The following is a 14,073-nucleotide window of genomic DNA, read 5'->3' as shown; positions in this document are numbered from 1 at the left end:
AATACCCCCGAAACGACGTGGCCCGCATCCGCACGACCGGCCCCCCGCCCGGCGTGACTTTCCTGTGGCGGCTACCGCAGGCCCAGTTGGTGGCGAGACCGACCTCGACGGACGCTGTCCCGGGCAGGCTCTTAGCATGATCGGATGGTTGCCGATGATGCCCAGAAGAACGGGACAGGACGGGAAGTTGTGTCTGGGGACGCCGTAGCCGGTCTCCCCGGCGGATCACATCATGGCGATGCCGGGAAGGAGTTTCACCCGGTTGCCGACCTGGTCGAGGGGGCGGCCGACCTGGTCGAGCCGGTCAAGCCGAAGCTGCGTGGCTGGCTCCATGCCGCGATGGTCCCTGCCTCGGTGAGCGCCGGCATCGTCCTCGTTTGCCTGGCTCGGACCCAGCAGGCGGCCCTGGCCTGCACCGTGTACTCCGTCACCGCCTGCCTGCTGTTCGGGACGAGCGTCGTCTACCACCTGGGTACCTGGGGGCCGATGGGCGAGGCCGTCCTGCGTCGCCTCGATCACGCCAACATCTTCCTGATCACCGCCGGGACCTGCACCCCTCTGGCCGTGCTCCTTCTCCCTCCTGACCGGCGAAACCTGCTGCTGTGGATCGTATGGACGGGCGCGCTGACCGGTATCGCCTTCCGCGTGCTGCGGGTCAACGCTTCCCGCTGGCTGTACACCCCCTGCTACCTGGCCCTGGGGTGGGCACCGGTGCGTTACCTGCCTGACTTCCTGCACACCTGCGGTGCGGCCGTGGTCACCCTGACAGTGACCGGCGGTCTCCTCTACAGCGCGGGCGCGGTGGTCTACGCCGTCCAACGCCCCGACCCCTCGCCCCGCTGGTTCGGCTTCCACGAGGTGTTCCACGCCTTGACCGTGGCGGCCTTCACCGCGCACTACATCGCCGTCTCCCTCGCCGTCTACTGACGGGGGAGCCGTTCGCGGACACGAGGATCACTCTGCGCGCCGCAGCCCGGCCACGCGCGGGTGTGACAGCCCGCCGATACCGGCGGGCCCGCTCACCTCAGGCTGCGGCCGATGGACTGGACGATCCGCCGGTGCGGCGGTATTCGGCGTTGATGCGCTGGGCTTCTTCGAGTTGGTCTTCGAGGATGATGATCCGGCATGCGGCCTCGATCGGGGTGCCCTGGTCGACGAGTTCACGGGCGCGGGCCGCGATGCGCAGTTGGTAGCGGGAATAGCGGCGGTGTCCGCCCTCGGAGCGCAGTGGTGTGATCAGTCGCGCTTCGCCAATGGCGCGGAGAAAGCCGGGAGTGGTACCGAGCAACTCGGCGGCCCGGCCCATCGTGTAGGCGGGGTAGTCGTCGTCGTCGAGACGGCTTAGCGACTCGTCTGCTGTCATCTCACCTCTCTGTGGAACGGGTAGAGGGGCCTTGGTGCCGTTTGGCACCAAGGCCCCGAAGGAACTGCAACACCATCTGCCGGCCCTAGTGCTGCGCCGGCCTTCTGTTTCCGCCCAGCCGCCTGATACTCCGACGGGGGTGCGGGGATCGCGGATGCGTGACCGGAGACCACCTACCTATCGATGTCCTGCGGTACCCGGGCTCGCGTCTTCCGCCCGGGCGATCCTGATGGTGCTCGACTCCTCCGTTCTTCCCTCGGAACCAATCACTTGCAAACAGGGACTGCGTACTACTGGTACTGCAACCGCGTCAACTGCGGTCCTGCTCGCGGCGGCCCCTCATCACTTCGGGCCACCCGGTCCGGTCGTCAGTCCCGTCGCCGTCGTACAACAACCTGGCTTCGGAACTCCACCACCGCACCGTCATACGTGGACGGCTGCCCGGCAGTTCGTGTCTGCCGGGCCTTGCTCGATCTTGGCTACGAAAGAAACCATAATCACTGAGACATCGAATGTCTACTCCAGCGAGCATAGATTTACTGCGGCTCGACGATGAGGTCTCCCGCTGAGCCGATCTGCGAATACTGGGGGCCGTCCGCAGCGCAGGTCCGACGCACGGATGAGACCCAGAGCCGCCCGCGGAGCTTCCCGTGGCGGCGCCGACCGGCGCGGCGCGTCGACCGCGATTCTCAGCCCCCTCCGGCGAGCAAGGTGGCTCGGGTGGGTTGGCGGGCGGGGCGCAGGGTCGGGTAGGCAAGGGCCGGGCATGAACGATCCGCAGACGAGGGCGACCCTGATGAACATAGTGTCCGTCAACGCCACAGCTGCCCCGTTCCCCGCGGCCGTTGCCGACGCACGCGATACCGCACAAGCGTTCATCGAAGACCTGCGGCAGCCGAACGGCAGCAGACCAATGTCTCGAAGCACACCCCTGGCTCGCAGCCGCCGCACATGCGCACCCCCGGCCTGTAGTGCGGCACCAGGGGAGCCGTATGCGCCCGTCTCGCCCGGTTGCGCCATCGTCCAAGCCGCCCGGGCGGGCCGGTGCATAGAATCCGACCCCATGCCGAAGCTTGACGAGCTGCTCGTTGCGATAGCTGCCCTTGTGGAGTCCGGGCAGAGCAATCAGATGTCCCTGACCGTGGTCACCAGTGGTGCTGTCATCACCGGTCGACTGGCTCCGGAAGCCATGTGGAGGCAGAGGGTGTCTGAGGTGCTGACGGACTCCGCCGACCTGGGCGAGTTCTCCGCCGCCTTCGACACCCCCGCGAGGAAGGACGGACCGCCCACGCATCTGCATTTCCACGTCGCCCGGATCCTGCAGGGTACGGTGGGGATCCCGGAGACAGGCGGGATGTACCGCGTCGCGATCGAGGACGTCAGTGCCTGGACCGTGGGCGACTTCAGCTACTCCGACCACTGACTCACCGACCCACGGCACACAGTGAGGCCCCACCGGCACGCTTCCGTTCTAGTGGTCGTCGCAACACCCCAGTCCAAGGGGTGCGATGCACTTCGAGATCCGGAAGGATCGGCGGCCTCAGGAGGTCGGACCCTGAGCGGGAGACACCTTCGGCTCGTGGATCTTGGAATAGGGAACACGGAAGCCTGTCGGATCATCGGCATCAACCGCCGCACCCGCAAGCGTTGGCCCTACGGCCGGCAGGCATCCGGGAGGTACAGGGTAGCCCCGCCCATCGTGGACACGGGGCAGCCCTGGCAAGCGCCCGAACCCCCGGCTCACCCTGAGCAACCCGTCGGCCCGTCGCGCTACCTCACCGAGGCCGACCGCATCCACATCGCTGACCGGCTCCGGGAGACGGCGTCCGTCCGGGCCATCGCGGCCGAGCTTGGCCGCAGTCCCTCCAGCGTAAGCCGGGAGATCGCCGCAACCGCACGCTCATGCGCAACGGCGGCTGGTCCTACCGTCCGTACGCCGCCCAACGCCGCGCGGACGCCCGCGAACCGCGGCCTCAAGCCCGGCAAGATCGGCCAGGACCCCAGGCTGCGGGACTTCCTCCAGGACCACGTGACCCGGCGGTGGGACCCGGAGCAGATCTGCCACGCTCTACAGGCACGCTTCCCCGACCAGCGGAGATGCACGTGGTCCACGAGACGATCTACCAGGCGCTTTACGTCCAAGGCCGCGGGGAACTGAGGCGCGAGCTGACCCGAGCCCTGCGGACCGGACGCGCCACCGAACTCAACAGCCGCCCACGCAAAACGCTCGACTGGGAGACCCCAGCCGAGCGTCTGTTTAAACTGCTCGCGGCTTGATCAACTCACCGCGGTGTTGCTACGCCCCCTGGAATTCGCCCACGCCGGTGGGGCCTCACTGCTCTGTTCGGCTCACACCTGTCCGTAAGTCAGGCGGACAGGGGGAGCGCCGAGCGTTGCGGAAGCCGGCTCGTACGGGCCGGCCAGGGGCGCAGATGCGGCGGTAGGGCGGGTCCGGCAGGTGAAGCCGAGTTGGGTCATGGCCCTGAGGACTTCGCTGGTGCTGAAATCGCGGCGGTCCTGGCGGGTGACGACCTGGCCGACCTGCTTGGCGGGGTAGTGGCGTCGTCCGATGATGACGAACTCACCGGTGACCAGCTCAGGTGTGATGCCCTTCATCGATTCCACCACGCCGCTCTTGGTCAGGTCGAACGGGAAGCGGGCGATGACACAGCGCATGATGCCTCCAGGGAGAAGAGAAGACGGGGCCGGGCAGGGGTGACGGCGGTTCAGCGAGAGAGGGCGAGGACGCCCAGAGCGTTGCCGTGTTCGTCGGCCACGGGCGGGGCCCCGAGCCGGCGGCAGCGCATCGCACGCTCGGCTTCGGCCCTCGTGGCCAGCGGCGAGGCGAAGGGCCCGATGACGTCGGCGATGTCACGCAGGCGGATCCGGTCCGTGTATCCGGAGCCGTCACGAACGGCCGTGAGCCGGTCCCGGGTGACCAGGCCGGTGCGCAGACCGTCCTCGTCGCAGACGACCAGATGACCTGTACGGGCGGCGGTCATCACGGACAGTGCCACCTCCACGGTCATGTCCTCCCAGACCTGTGGTCCGGCCGCGTCCGCGGGATCGGCCGCCGTCTGCACGGCGTTGGTACGTGTTGAGCGGAACTGCGTCTGGTCCAGCGTCAAAGGGTGCCTCCTGCGAAGTTGGGCGGGCTTCCTGACACGAAGGTTCTATGCCGCCGCACCGGCGGTGGACTGCTGTACGAGCGCACGGCGAGCCGCCGAGACGGGGCGGCGCCGACCGCGTGAGGTGGCGCCGCGCTTCTTGGGGCGTTCGACCACCGGTGCGGTGATGACGACCGGGATGCCGGAGGGTGCCTGAGCGCCGGTGATGCGGTGCAGGGCCTCTTCGCCGACACGGACCTGGGTGGTCTGCGGGACGATGCCGGCCGCTGCCATGAGGCGGGTCATGCCGCGGCGCTGGTTGGGGGTGACCAGGGTGACGACACTGCCGGACTCTCCTGCACGGGCGGTACGGCCGCCGCGGTGGAGGTAGTCCTTGTGGTCGGTCGGCGGGTCGACGTTGACGACGAGGTCGAGGTTGTCGACGTGGATGCCGCGCGCCGCGACGTTGGTCGCTACCAGCACGTTGACGTGTCCGGTCTTGAACTGTGCCAGCGTGCGGGTGCGCTGTGGCTGTGACTTCCCGCCGTGCAGGGCGGCGGCCCGTACCCCGCTGTTCAGGAGGTGCTCGGTGAGGCCGTCGACGGCGTGCTTGGTGTCGAGGAACATGATCACGCGGCCGTCACGTGCGGCGATCTGGGTGGTGGCCGTGTGCTTGTCGGCGCCGTGAATGTGGAGCACGTGGTGCTCCATCGTCGTGACCGCGCCGGCCGAGGGGTCGACGGAGTGCACGACGGGGTCGCTGAGGTAGCGGCGCACGAGCAGGTCGACGTTGCGGTCGAGAGTGGCGGAGAACAGCATGCGCTGGCCTTCGGGGCGGACCTGGTCGAGGAGGGCGGTGACCTGCGGCATGAAGCCCATGTCGGCCATCTGGTCGGCCTCGTCGAGGACGGTGATGGAAACCTGGTTCAGTCGGCAGTCGCCACGGTCGATGAGGTCTTTGAGGCGTCCCGGCGTGGCGACGATGATCTCGGCGCCAGCGCGCAGCGCGCTCGCCTGTCGGCCGATCGGCATTCCGCCCACCACCGTGGCCAGCCGCAGCCTCAGGGAGCGGGCGTAGGGGGCGAGCGCGTCGGTGACCTGCTGCGCCAGCTCACGCGTCGGTACGAGGATCAGCCCCAGCGGCTGCCTCGCCTCGGCGCGCTGCCCGGCCGTACGGGCCAGCAGCGCCAGCCCGAAGGCGAGGGTCTTGCCGGAGCCGGTGCGACCACGGCCCAGTACGTCCCGGCCGGCGAGGGAATTCGGCAGGGTCGCGGCCTGGATCGGGAACGGCGCGGTCACGCCTTGCGAGCTGAGCGCGCCCAGCAGCGCCCCGGGCATGTCGAGATCGGCGAAGCCCTCCACGGCGGGAAGCGCAGGAGTGATCGTCCTGGGCAGCGCGAACTCCCCCTGGACCGCGGCGGGCCGACGGCCGTAACCACCGGAACGGCTCGGCCCGCCGGAGCGGCTCCTGGCCGACGAACCGAATCGGCTGCCGCCCCTTCCGGAGTCGGCACTGCCGTTACGGGTGCGGGTGAAGCGGTCGTTCGTGCGTGTGCGGTTCATGCGGAACCTTCCTCGATGCGGCACATATCAAGGAATTCCCGCAGCAATGAGCAGCACAGAGAATTGCAAGAATGGACCGGTGGAATGCGAAAGCGAATCTGACCGACGAAAAATCCGTGCGGCACAGGAGCTGGAATGAGTGGCGCGAAGCGGACGCGATGTGCAAGCGTCTGCCGCGATGAAGCTATGAAGGGATGCGTGCACCCCTGAAGGATGCCCCGTATGCGGTGAGCCTACGGGTTTCCTGGTTGTCGTCCGCAGGCGAAACCACTGCGGAAAATGCGAGTAGCTGGGGCCCGCACCCCGAAGGACGCGGGCCCCAGCTACAACTACGCGACAGTCAGCGTCAGGCGAGAACGATGTTCTCGGCCGTCGGACCCTTCTGGCCCTGCGCGATGTCGAAGGTCACCTTCTGGCCCTCCAGCAGCTCGCGGAAGCCCTGGGCGGCAATGTTCGAGTAGTGGGCGAACACATCAGCGCCGCCACCGTCCTGCTCGATGAAGCCGAAGCCCTTTTCCGCATTGAACCACTTCACAGTACCAGCAGCCATATCATTTCTCCTTTGGGGCAGTGCATCGGGATCCGCACTGCACGGACCTCGTGTCGCCGCGATGATCACCCCGCCGGGAACAAGACCGGATAACAAAAGTGCTTCCAGTGGCACAGGCGCCGCCCGGAGGGCACTTGAAGTTTTGGGAACCACAACTGCAACTGAGATCGACAGTAGCACGCCGAAGCGGCCTGTGTACGGCGAAGAATCCCACCCCACTTAATGCGGTAGAGAATCTGTCTGCCTGTCCCGTTGAAATCTCAGCTCGCGGGCACAGATTTTGACCCAGCCGGAGCGCAACGTTTCAGGAAGCTTTGGGGCGCGCCCAGCGTAAGGGCTGCTCCCCCAAAAGATGGTGCGGGCGGGCGTGGAGATCAGGGTGGCTCCGGCAAGCATCACGGCCCGTCTCCGGCGCACGCACGGGAGCGGCCATATCGAAGACCATCAAGGACCAGACCGTCGATCAGCTCGGTGGAAACAGCAGCATCCTGGTGCGGCAACGCCGTGAGCACGAGGAAACGGCGGCTGACGGATCAGTACCTGACCCTCGACGACCTTCACCAGCGGGAAGGCGTTCTGAAGCAGGCGGTGCAGCTGGTCTTCGGCCATGCCTTCGTGGAAGAGACGGTGCTGTGGCCCGCCGTACGAGCCTCAGGCCCGGACGGCGAGGAACTGACGGCCCGGGTCGAGGAAGACCTCCTTCTCTCCCGGTTGCACGACACGGTGGACACCGGCCGGCTACGCACACTCGGCACCACCTGGGCGGCGGTACGACAGACCACCCCGACGCAGCCGCACCCCGTCATGCCCCGGCGGCCTCCCGGGAACGCCTTGCTGGGTGTACCGCTGAGCGACGCTCTGGGCATCGGCAGCTCCGCCTCACGACGCAGAAGGTGATCGCGGCCTGGCCGGGATGCTCGCTACCGCTTTCGTGGCCGTCGCGGCACAGCGCCCGAAGCGGAAGCGACGTTCAGCCGCAGCAGGACGGGGAACGAATGTCCTTGCCACGCGGATGCCTACCTTCACCCCGGACAGCCGCAGTCGCTTTTCACAGCGGTACAGGGGCAGGCAAGGCGCGCAACGCCGGCCGCGTACCCTCGGACAAGGCAGTGCCTCATCCCGGAATTCCAGTTCGGCGGCGCCACCGACCCGAGCCAACCGCATCTGGGCCATTCCCTCAGGCGAGTCCCCCGGCTACGCCCCGCCCGCAACGCGCGCACGGGCATGCGCACGTCGCGGGCCACTGCACGGGACGCGCGAGTGGATAGCGCGAGTGCCGGTGAAGCGGTTAGATCGCGGGACTTATCGACTCAGCCGCCGCTCTTGCGCCTGAACGACCGCTGGCTCGCAGCCGGGCCGTGCGCCGAACGCACCTTCGATGCATCGGACTTGGCGGCAATATCAGCGGCGTCCGCCTGCGCACCGCGCTTGCGCGCCAGGGCTTCGCGGAACTTGCGCTTGAGGTCGTAGTTGCCGTCGCTGTCCGGCGCCAAAGGGGACGTCTCGGGGGCAGCCGGCTCCGAACCTTCCGTAGATACGGGCTCTGCGGTCATGGTGACCTCCTGGGTTCGGGGGTGGGCAAGCACAGCTTGTCATGCCGGGCGCAGTGCGAGGCACCGGCAACATCATCCTGCTCCGTTTCGGCGGGCATCCCTCTCGCGGCCAAAGGCGTTGACTTCGTAGGTGAGGCGCACATGACGGCTTCGGGCCGGGCCGAGGGTTGTCGATCCCGTGGCCAGGCTGCCAGGGCAACGGCTCTCAGCCGTTGCGACGCACGAGGGCGGCCCTGCGGGCCTCGGCGAGCTTGCGGGCCTCGCCCGCCTTTCGGGACTTGCCGCCGGCGCCGCGGGAGGTGCCCTTGCTGGTGCCGAGGCCGCGGAAGGGAGCGTTGGTGTTCTTGGACCGGGGAACGGCGGGCTCGCCGTCGAGCCGGATCCCGGAGGGAGTCTTGGCGCCGGTGATCCGGCTCAACTCCGCCTCGCCCGAGCGCACCTTGGTGACGGTCGGCTCGATGCCGGCCCCGGCCAGCATGCGGCTCGTCTCGCGGCGCTGGCCCGCCAGCACGGACCATGATCACGTGGACCCGCGCCTGCTCTGCATCCTCCCCCACACCCGCACCTTTTGCCGTCGTTCTTACCCGATGCCGGCCAACGGGGTATCGAGGGACGACGCCTCGCGGAGGGCCTCACCGATGGTCCCGAGCGCGCGCACCGCCACCGCGCACAGCGGGGCGCCCGGCAGCCCGGTCAGTTGCTCGGATGGGAGGCTGCCCAGCCGTGTTCGAGCAGCGCGAAGGTTTCGTCGGCGGCTCGGCGCGGTTCGGCGTGCCGCAGGATGAGGCTGCGGGCCTCGAGGGCGAAACGGGCCAGGGCGGCGCAGCTGACGTCATCCTCGGGCGCACCCACCGCCTCGGCGATGGCCCTGGCCAGGGCCGCTTCGTGGCGCGTCCACATGCGGTGGGCGTAGTCGCGCAGCGCGGGGGTCTCCTGCACCAGGCGCGTGAAGTCGGCGAACCGCGAGTCGGTGGCGTGGACGGCGAGTTGGGCCTGTTTCAGCAGGAGGTGCTCGCGCAGCGCCTGCGGGATCGACTGGCCCGGGGTGCGTTCGCGCACGGCGGCGACGAGTTCTGCTTCCAGTTCGTCGTCCTGATCGAAGACCAGGGCTTCCTTGCCGGAGAAGTGTTTGAACAGGGTGGTCACCGAGACGTCGGCACGGTCGGCGACGTCCTTGACGCCGACCTGGTCGTAGCCGCGCTCGAGGAAGAGCTCAAGCGCGGCGTCGGCCAGGGACTGGCGGGTCTGGGCCTTCTTGCGCTCGCGGCGCCCGTCCCCGCATCGCGATTGTCGGCGCCGGCCTCGGCGGCCTCACCTGCGCCCGAGTCCTCCAGCAACACGGCCGCTCCGTCACCGTCTTCGAACGCGAGGCATCCGCCGATTCCCGCCCGCAGGGCGGCTCCCTCGACATGCATCCCGACACCGGCCAGGCCGCGCTCGGTGCGGCGGGGCTACTCGACCGATTCCACACCCTCGCCCGCCCCGAAGGAGACGAGTGGCGCGTGCTCGACTTCGCCACCGCCGCCCTCCTGGCGCAGCAGGGGACGTCCGCGGGCGGCGGCCGGCCGGAGATCGACCGAGGCCAGCTGCGTGGTCTGCTCCTGGACTCGCTCACCGAGGGCATGGTGCGGTGGGACCGTGCCGTCACCGGCGTCGCCCCGCTGGCGGACGGCACCTGCCGGCTGCTGTTCGGTGACGGCACCGCCGAGGACTTCGACCTGGTGGTCGGTGCCGACGGCGCCTGGTCACGCGTGCGCCCAGCTCTGTCGCCCGCCATACCCGGCTACACCGGTGTCACCCGGCCGGTTCGGCGCTGCGCGAGCGCTTCGGCGAGGTGGTCCGCTACCAGACCCGCGAAGAGCTGATGCGCGCCCTCGCCGTCAACGACGACACGGCCCTCGACATCCTGCGCCCCCGCCTTGGGATGCTGCGCCCGGATGCCGGCTGGGTGGAGGACGAGCTCGACGGCGGGACGCTGCCGCCCGGCGAATGGTGGGTCGTGGATCCGGCCGAAGGCAACGTCAACCACCTGCACGCCCTGCCGGAGTGGGCGGTGACCGCCACCCTCGTGCGAGACAACCAGCCGGTGCTCACCGCGGTCCACCTGCCGTTGACCGGCGAGACCTACACCGCGCTCACCGGCGCGGGCGCCCACCTCGACGGCCGGCCGCTGCACGTCTCCCAGACCGCGGACCTCGGCCTGAGCATCGTGGCCACCAGCCAGGCCCGGCCCGACGAGGACGAGCAAGTCGTGCGCCGCGTCGGCTCCTCGATCACCGCGATGCTCTTCGACGCACTCGTCGTCCGCACCGCCGTGCCCGCAACCCTGCACCTGACCAACATGGCCGCCGGCCGGATCGACGCCTTCTGGCAGTTCGCCGGCGCCCGCGCGGACCTGCTCCCCGGGGCACTGCTCGTCACCGAGGCCGGCGGACAGATCTCCGACGCCCAGGGCCGCCCCTGGACCACGCAGAGCGAAAGCCTCCTGGCCGCCGCCCCCGGCATCCACGCCCAGGCCGTCGCCACGCTCTCACGCTGACCGCGCACCACAACCCACACCCATGACAAGGACCACATCATCATGACCACGATCGCAGTTCTCGGAAACGGCCGCGTCGGCGGCAACCTGGCCACAGCCCTCACCCGGGCAGGGCATGAGGTGACCGTGGCGGACCGCACGCCGGGCGCCGCCGCTGACGCTGCCCGGACAGCCCGAATCGTCATCAACGCCACCCCGGGAGCCGGCTCGCTGGACCGGCTCGCCGCCCTACGGGAGGAACTGCGCGCCAAGATCCTCGTCGACGTCACCAACGCCACCCTCGACGGACCGGACGGACTGCCCGCCGACCTGATCTACCCCGGCTCCAGCCTCGCCGAGCAACTCCAGGACGCCCTCCCCGAAACCCGCGTCGTCAAGACCCTCAACACGATGCTCTTCCCGGTGATGACCGCGCCGGCCACGCTCACCCAGACACCGACCGCGTTCCTCTCCGGCGACGACGCGCAGGCCAAGCAGACCGTCCGTGAACTGCTCACCGACCTTGGCTGGCACAAGGAGTGGATCACCGACCTCGGCGCAATCCAGACCGCCCGCGCCACCGAGGCCGCGATCCTCTTCGTCCCGCACGTCATCCGGTCCACCGGATTCACACCCTTCGCAATCTCGATCGCCCGCTGACCGTACGCAGCGCACCGCCACCGGCTGGCCCACATCCAGAACGGATACGACAGCGCAGCCAGAGCCGGCGATTCAGCGCCGCACGGCATCACGCTGCCGCTGCTCCACTCCTGCGACTTGTAGAGATGGGAACAGTCCTTCCAATCCGTGTCATTTCGCCAGCTCCAGGAAGGTCCTCATCATGTCCCTCGACCCCCAGATCGATGCGCTGCTCGATAAGTGACATGGGTCGCGGCCCACGCCGGAAGTTTCGGCGGCGACGGGCAGCACATCGCGGTGTTCGGCGAGAGCGCCGGCGGCAACCTCGCCGCGGCCCTCGTGCAGGAAGCGCAGCGGCGCGGTGGACCTCGGATCACACTGCAGGTACTGGCGTACCCAGCGGTCGACCGGTTCGACGACAGCCCCTCCAAGTACGAGAACATGGCCGGACCGCTGTTGAGCCGCAGCTGGCTCGAGTGGTTCTGGGGCCTTTACCTCAACACGCCCGACGAAGGCACCGACCTGCGCGTCTCGCCGGCGCGCTCCGACGAGCTGGCCGGGCTTCCTCCCGCTGTCATCGTCACCGCCGAACACGATCCGCTGCGGGACCAAGGTGACCGGTACGCGCAGAAGCTCGCCGAAGCCGGCGTGCCGGTCACTCACCTCCCGATCAAGGGTGCCACCCACGCCTTCTTCTCGTTCACCGCGTCCGTGCAGCTCGCACGGGACGTCTTGAATCAGCTCGGAGATGCCGTGGCCACGGCGTTCAACAACTGACCCGCCCACCGTTGTGACGATCATCAGGCAGCGGCTGATCTCCCAGATCGTCGCAGGAACCCGGACTGCGTGAGGCGCCGACTGCATCGTCCGCGCCAGCGCAGACGCCCCTATAACGTGGGGCGCTGGACGCCGTCCTGACCAGGTTGAAGACCTCTCGGGCGGCATATCGCTTGAGGCATCGGATGATCTCACGGCGGGTCTTGCCCTCCTGGGTGCGGCGTTCGTAGTACGCCTGGGTGCGCGGGTCGTGGCGCAGGCGGGTGAAGACGATGCGGTGCAGGGCCGCGTTCGCCTGGCGGTCGCCGCCGTAGTTGAGCCGACGCGTGCTCCTACGGCCTGAGGAATACTCGATGGGGCTGACTCCGCAAAGGGCAGCAAAGGAAGCCTCGGTGTTCAGCCGCTCGGGGTTGTCTCCCATGGTGATCAGCAGGGTGACGGCGCTGTCCGGACCGATGCCCACCGGTACGAGTAGCTGTGGGGCGTGAAGTTCGACGAGCCGGGTTATGCGTTGGTTCAGCTCGTCGATCTGCCCGGTGAGCTGTTCGATGCGCTCGGCGAGCATTCTCAGAGTCATGTGGGTGGCCTGGGCCACCGTGCACTCGCTGTCCTCGCCAACGCCTGGCCCGAGGCGTGCGCAGATGCGGAACAGCTCGCGGTTGCCCAGGCTGGACAGTCGTTCCCGCAGTGCGGGATCGGCGATGACCAGGACGGCTTTGAGCTGGTTGATCGCCTGGGTACGGGCCTTGACCGCCGAGTCCTTGGCGAGCTTGAACATCCGGGCGCTGTGCACCGGACCGTCGCGGGACTTGGCCCGGGCCCGGGCGCGGCCACTGAGCACGGCCGGCGCGGCGGCCTGCCCGCCCAGCGTCGACTTCGCCGAACCGCAGAGCTGGGTGTTCGAACACGGAGGCCGCAACCCCTCGCATCACACGTACCGGGAGATCATCACCCGGCCGTGGTGAGCATGGGGGAAGCCGTGACGGGCCCAATCGTGAGCCGACTGGCCCGCTACACGGGCCCGTTGCTGATCATGCTGATCTCCGCCTCATGCGGCTTCGTGATCGGCGTAGCGGTCGCCACCTCTCCAGCGCACCCCTGAGTTCCCGTCCCTGCCGGACGTAGCCGATCGAGACGTTCCCCCACGCCGAGAAGCCCTGGCAGGGGCGGGCTGCAAACCCCGTCCCGGGTGGATCAGCCGCCCGAGCCCATGGACAGGTCGACCACCGTCCGGGGCGGGTCCGCAATGCGCCTCGTCTCTCAGCCCAGGAGGAACCAATGCCGAACAGCGCCACCACCGCCCCGGCGACCGACCCGGTCCGGCCTGGCCTGATCAAGGCTCGTCGCAGGTTCCAGGCCGCCTGTGAGCGCGGCGTCACCCCGTCCGACGGCGGCAGCACCGGCCGCACAGCAACGACTGATCCAGGAGGAAACGCGTTGTCGCCGCTGAACGTGGCGGCTCACCTGGGCCGGCACGAGTTCCTGGCCCAGGTGCTCCACCGCCACCACCGCCACGTCCCGGCCGCTCTCTCCCACCCCGGCGCCCTGATCCCCTGGGACGACCTCACCACCATCCTGGCCACCCACCGCCTGCAACCGCCCCGCTTCCGCCTCTCCACGGACGGCGAAATGCTGCCCGTCCAACGACGTCACCTCGGGCAGCAACGGCTCCTGCGGCGGCAGTTACCTGTGCAACGCGGGTCCGGGATACGACGGGCCTACCGGCCTCGGCACCCCCAACGGCACCGGCGCCTTCTGACGGCGGCGGCCTCCGGCCGACAAGGGCTGGGCTCGCATCGCACCACTGCGGCGCGGGCCCAGCCCTTGTCTCGTCTCAGTCCTCCAGCCGGTAGCAGACCACACGCTCCATGGAGTGCCTGGCCAGCCGGATACGGAACCTGCTCAGGACGCCGGCGTCGAAGCCTGTGTCCGTCGGCTCCGCCCCCGTGTCATAGAACACGGTCTTATCGGCGGCCGCTGCCACGGGGAACGCGCAGCCGGTC

16 protein-coding genes and 5 pseudogenes are annotated in these 14,073 nt (G+C 68.8%); 9 read left to right on the top strand and 12 right to left on the bottom strand.

Annotated features, from left to right (window positions below; genetic code table 11):
- Positions 1–144 precede the first annotated feature (144 nt).
- Positions 145–927, top strand: coding sequence for a PAQR family membrane homeostasis protein TrhA (gene trhA, locus ACQPXS_RS46180; protein WP_433455530.1), 783 nt, complete (start codon positions 145–147; stop codon positions 925–927).
- 97 nt (positions 928–1,024) lie between these two features.
- On the opposite strand, the gene ACQPXS_RS46175 is transcribed toward trhA, so the two are convergent.
- Positions 1,025–1,363 carry a MerR family transcriptional regulator gene (locus ACQPXS_RS46175; protein ID WP_158925729.1) on the bottom strand — a complete coding sequence of 113 codons (339 nt, stop codon included), beginning with the start codon at positions 1,361–1,363 and terminating at the stop codon, positions 1,025–1,027.
- A 1,063-nt stretch (positions 1,364–2,426) separates the two neighbouring features.
- On the opposite strand from ACQPXS_RS46175, the gene ACQPXS_RS46170 reads away from it, so the two are divergent.
- Positions 2,427–2,786 (top strand): hypothetical protein, encoded by a 360-nt coding sequence (locus tag ACQPXS_RS46170; protein WP_030176884.1) that lies wholly within the window; start codon positions 2,427–2,429, stop codon positions 2,784–2,786.
- 85 nt (positions 2,787–2,871) lie between these two features.
- A pseudogene (locus ACQPXS_RS46165) lies at positions 2,872–3,559 on the top strand (transposase); the annotation flags it as partial.
- Between the two features lie 153 nt (positions 3,560–3,712).
- On the opposite strand, the gene ACQPXS_RS46160 reads toward ACQPXS_RS46165, so the two are convergent.
- The 4 genes from ACQPXS_RS46160 to ACQPXS_RS46145 all read right to left on the bottom strand — a co-directional run bounded on the left by ACQPXS_RS46160 (position 3,713) and on the right by ACQPXS_RS46145 (position 6,583).
- Positions 3,713–4,039, bottom strand: coding sequence for an SCO5918 family protein (locus ACQPXS_RS46160; RefSeq protein WP_433455527.1), 327 nt, complete (start codon positions 4,037–4,039; stop codon positions 3,713–3,715).
- 50 nt (positions 4,040–4,089) lie between these two features.
- A complete protein-coding gene (locus ACQPXS_RS46155) occupies positions 4,090–4,491 on the bottom strand; it encodes a CBS domain-containing protein (protein WP_433455525.1) in 402 nt (133 codons plus the stop codon).
- Between the two features lie 45 nt (positions 4,492–4,536).
- On the bottom strand, positions 4,537–6,033 hold the full coding sequence (locus ACQPXS_RS46150; RefSeq protein ID WP_433455523.1) for a DEAD/DEAH box helicase: 1,497 nt from the start codon (positions 6,031–6,033) through the stop codon (positions 4,537–4,539).
- A 346-nt stretch (positions 6,034–6,379) separates the two neighbouring features.
- Positions 6,380–6,583 carry a cold-shock protein gene (locus ACQPXS_RS46145; RefSeq protein ID WP_014145516.1) on the bottom strand — a complete coding sequence of 68 codons (204 nt, stop codon included), beginning with the start codon at positions 6,581–6,583 and terminating at the stop codon, positions 6,380–6,382.
- Positions 6,584–7,087: 504 nt separating this feature from the next.
- Here ACQPXS_RS46145 and ACQPXS_RS46140 point away from each other — a divergent pair.
- Positions 7,088–7,480, top strand: a complete 393-nt coding sequence (locus ACQPXS_RS46140) for a hypothetical protein (protein WP_433455520.1) — start codon at positions 7,088–7,090, stop codon at positions 7,478–7,480.
- A gap of 413 nt (positions 7,481–7,893) precedes the next feature.
- Here the strand turns inward: ACQPXS_RS46140 and ACQPXS_RS46135 are convergent, their stop codons facing one another.
- From ACQPXS_RS46135 to ACQPXS_RS46120, 4 genes and pseudogenes are all read right to left on the bottom strand, one after another.
- Complete coding sequence (locus ACQPXS_RS46135; protein ID WP_409468474.1) at positions 7,894–8,136, bottom strand: DUF5302 domain-containing protein; 243 nt, start codon at positions 8,134–8,136, stop codon at positions 7,894–7,896.
- A 205-nt stretch (positions 8,137–8,341) separates the two neighbouring features.
- Positions 8,342–8,647, bottom strand: a pseudogene (locus ACQPXS_RS46130) (DEAD/DEAH box helicase); the annotation flags it as partial.
- A gap of 182 nt (positions 8,648–8,829) precedes the next feature.
- On the bottom strand, positions 8,830–9,282 hold the full coding sequence (locus ACQPXS_RS46125; protein ID WP_433455518.1) for a TetR/AcrR family transcriptional regulator: 453 nt from the start codon (positions 9,280–9,282) through the stop codon (positions 8,830–8,832).
- Between the two features lie 15 nt (positions 9,283–9,297).
- Positions 9,298–9,369 (bottom strand): annotated as a pseudogene (locus tag ACQPXS_RS46120) (TetR family transcriptional regulator); the annotation flags it as partial.
- A 47-nt stretch (positions 9,370–9,416) separates the two neighbouring features.
- Here ACQPXS_RS46120 and ACQPXS_RS46115 point away from each other — a divergent pair.
- The 4 genes and pseudogenes from ACQPXS_RS46115 (at position 9,417) to ACQPXS_RS46100 (ending at position 12,070) form a co-directional block, all read left to right on the top strand.
- A complete protein-coding gene (locus ACQPXS_RS46115) occupies positions 9,417–10,001 on the top strand; it encodes an FAD-dependent oxidoreductase (RefSeq protein ID WP_433456249.1) in 585 nt (194 codons plus the stop codon).
- A pseudogene (locus ACQPXS_RS46110) lies at positions 9,938–10,675 on the top strand (3'(2'),5'-bisphosphate nucleotidase CysQ); the annotation flags it as partial. The gene ACQPXS_RS46115 and the pseudogene ACQPXS_RS46110, both read left to right, overlap by 64 nt.
- Before the next feature lie 42 nt (positions 10,676–10,717).
- Positions 10,718–11,314: an NADPH-dependent F420 reductase gene (locus ACQPXS_RS46105; protein WP_433455516.1), complete on the top strand. Its 597-nt coding sequence runs from the start codon at positions 10,718–10,720 to the stop codon at positions 11,312–11,314.
- 219 nt (positions 11,315–11,533) lie between these two features.
- The gene (locus tag ACQPXS_RS46100) at positions 11,534–12,070 is read left to right on the top strand and encodes an alpha/beta hydrolase (protein ID WP_433455514.1); all 537 of its coding nucleotides are present in this window, start codon (positions 11,534–11,536) and stop codon (positions 12,068–12,070) included.
- Here the strand turns inward: ACQPXS_RS46100 and ACQPXS_RS46095 are convergent.
- Positions 12,060–12,848: a transposase gene (locus ACQPXS_RS46095; protein ID WP_433455512.1), complete on the bottom strand. Its 789-nt coding sequence runs from the start codon at positions 12,846–12,848 to the stop codon at positions 12,060–12,062. The two genes, ACQPXS_RS46100 and ACQPXS_RS46095, sit on opposite strands and share 11 nt — an antisense overlap.
- A 482-nt stretch (positions 12,849–13,330) precedes the next feature.
- Positions 13,331–13,735 carry a hypothetical protein gene (locus tag ACQPXS_RS46090; protein ID WP_433455510.1) on the bottom strand — a complete coding sequence of 135 codons (405 nt, stop codon included), beginning with the start codon at positions 13,733–13,735 and terminating at the stop codon, positions 13,331–13,333.
- On the opposite strand from ACQPXS_RS46090, the pseudogene ACQPXS_RS46085 reads away from it, so the two are divergent.
- A pseudogene (locus tag ACQPXS_RS46085) lies at positions 13,713–13,829 on the top strand (peptidase S8); the annotation flags it as partial. The gene ACQPXS_RS46090 and the pseudogene ACQPXS_RS46085 sit on opposite strands and share 23 nt — an antisense overlap.
- A 75-nt stretch (positions 13,830–13,904) precedes the next feature.
- On the opposite strand, the gene ACQPXS_RS46080 reads toward ACQPXS_RS46085, so the two are convergent.
- Positions 13,905–14,030, bottom strand: coding sequence for a hypothetical protein (locus ACQPXS_RS46080; protein WP_433455508.1), 126 nt, complete (start codon positions 14,028–14,030; stop codon positions 13,905–13,907).
- Positions 14,031–14,073: the final 43 nt, after the last annotated feature.

It is taken from the genome of Streptomyces sp. CA-142005 (genome assembly GCF_050942335.1).
Lineage (GTDB): Bacteria > Actinomycetota > Actinomycetes > Streptomycetales > Streptomycetaceae > Streptomyces.
This window is presented reverse-complemented; position numbering and strand designations above follow the sequence as displayed.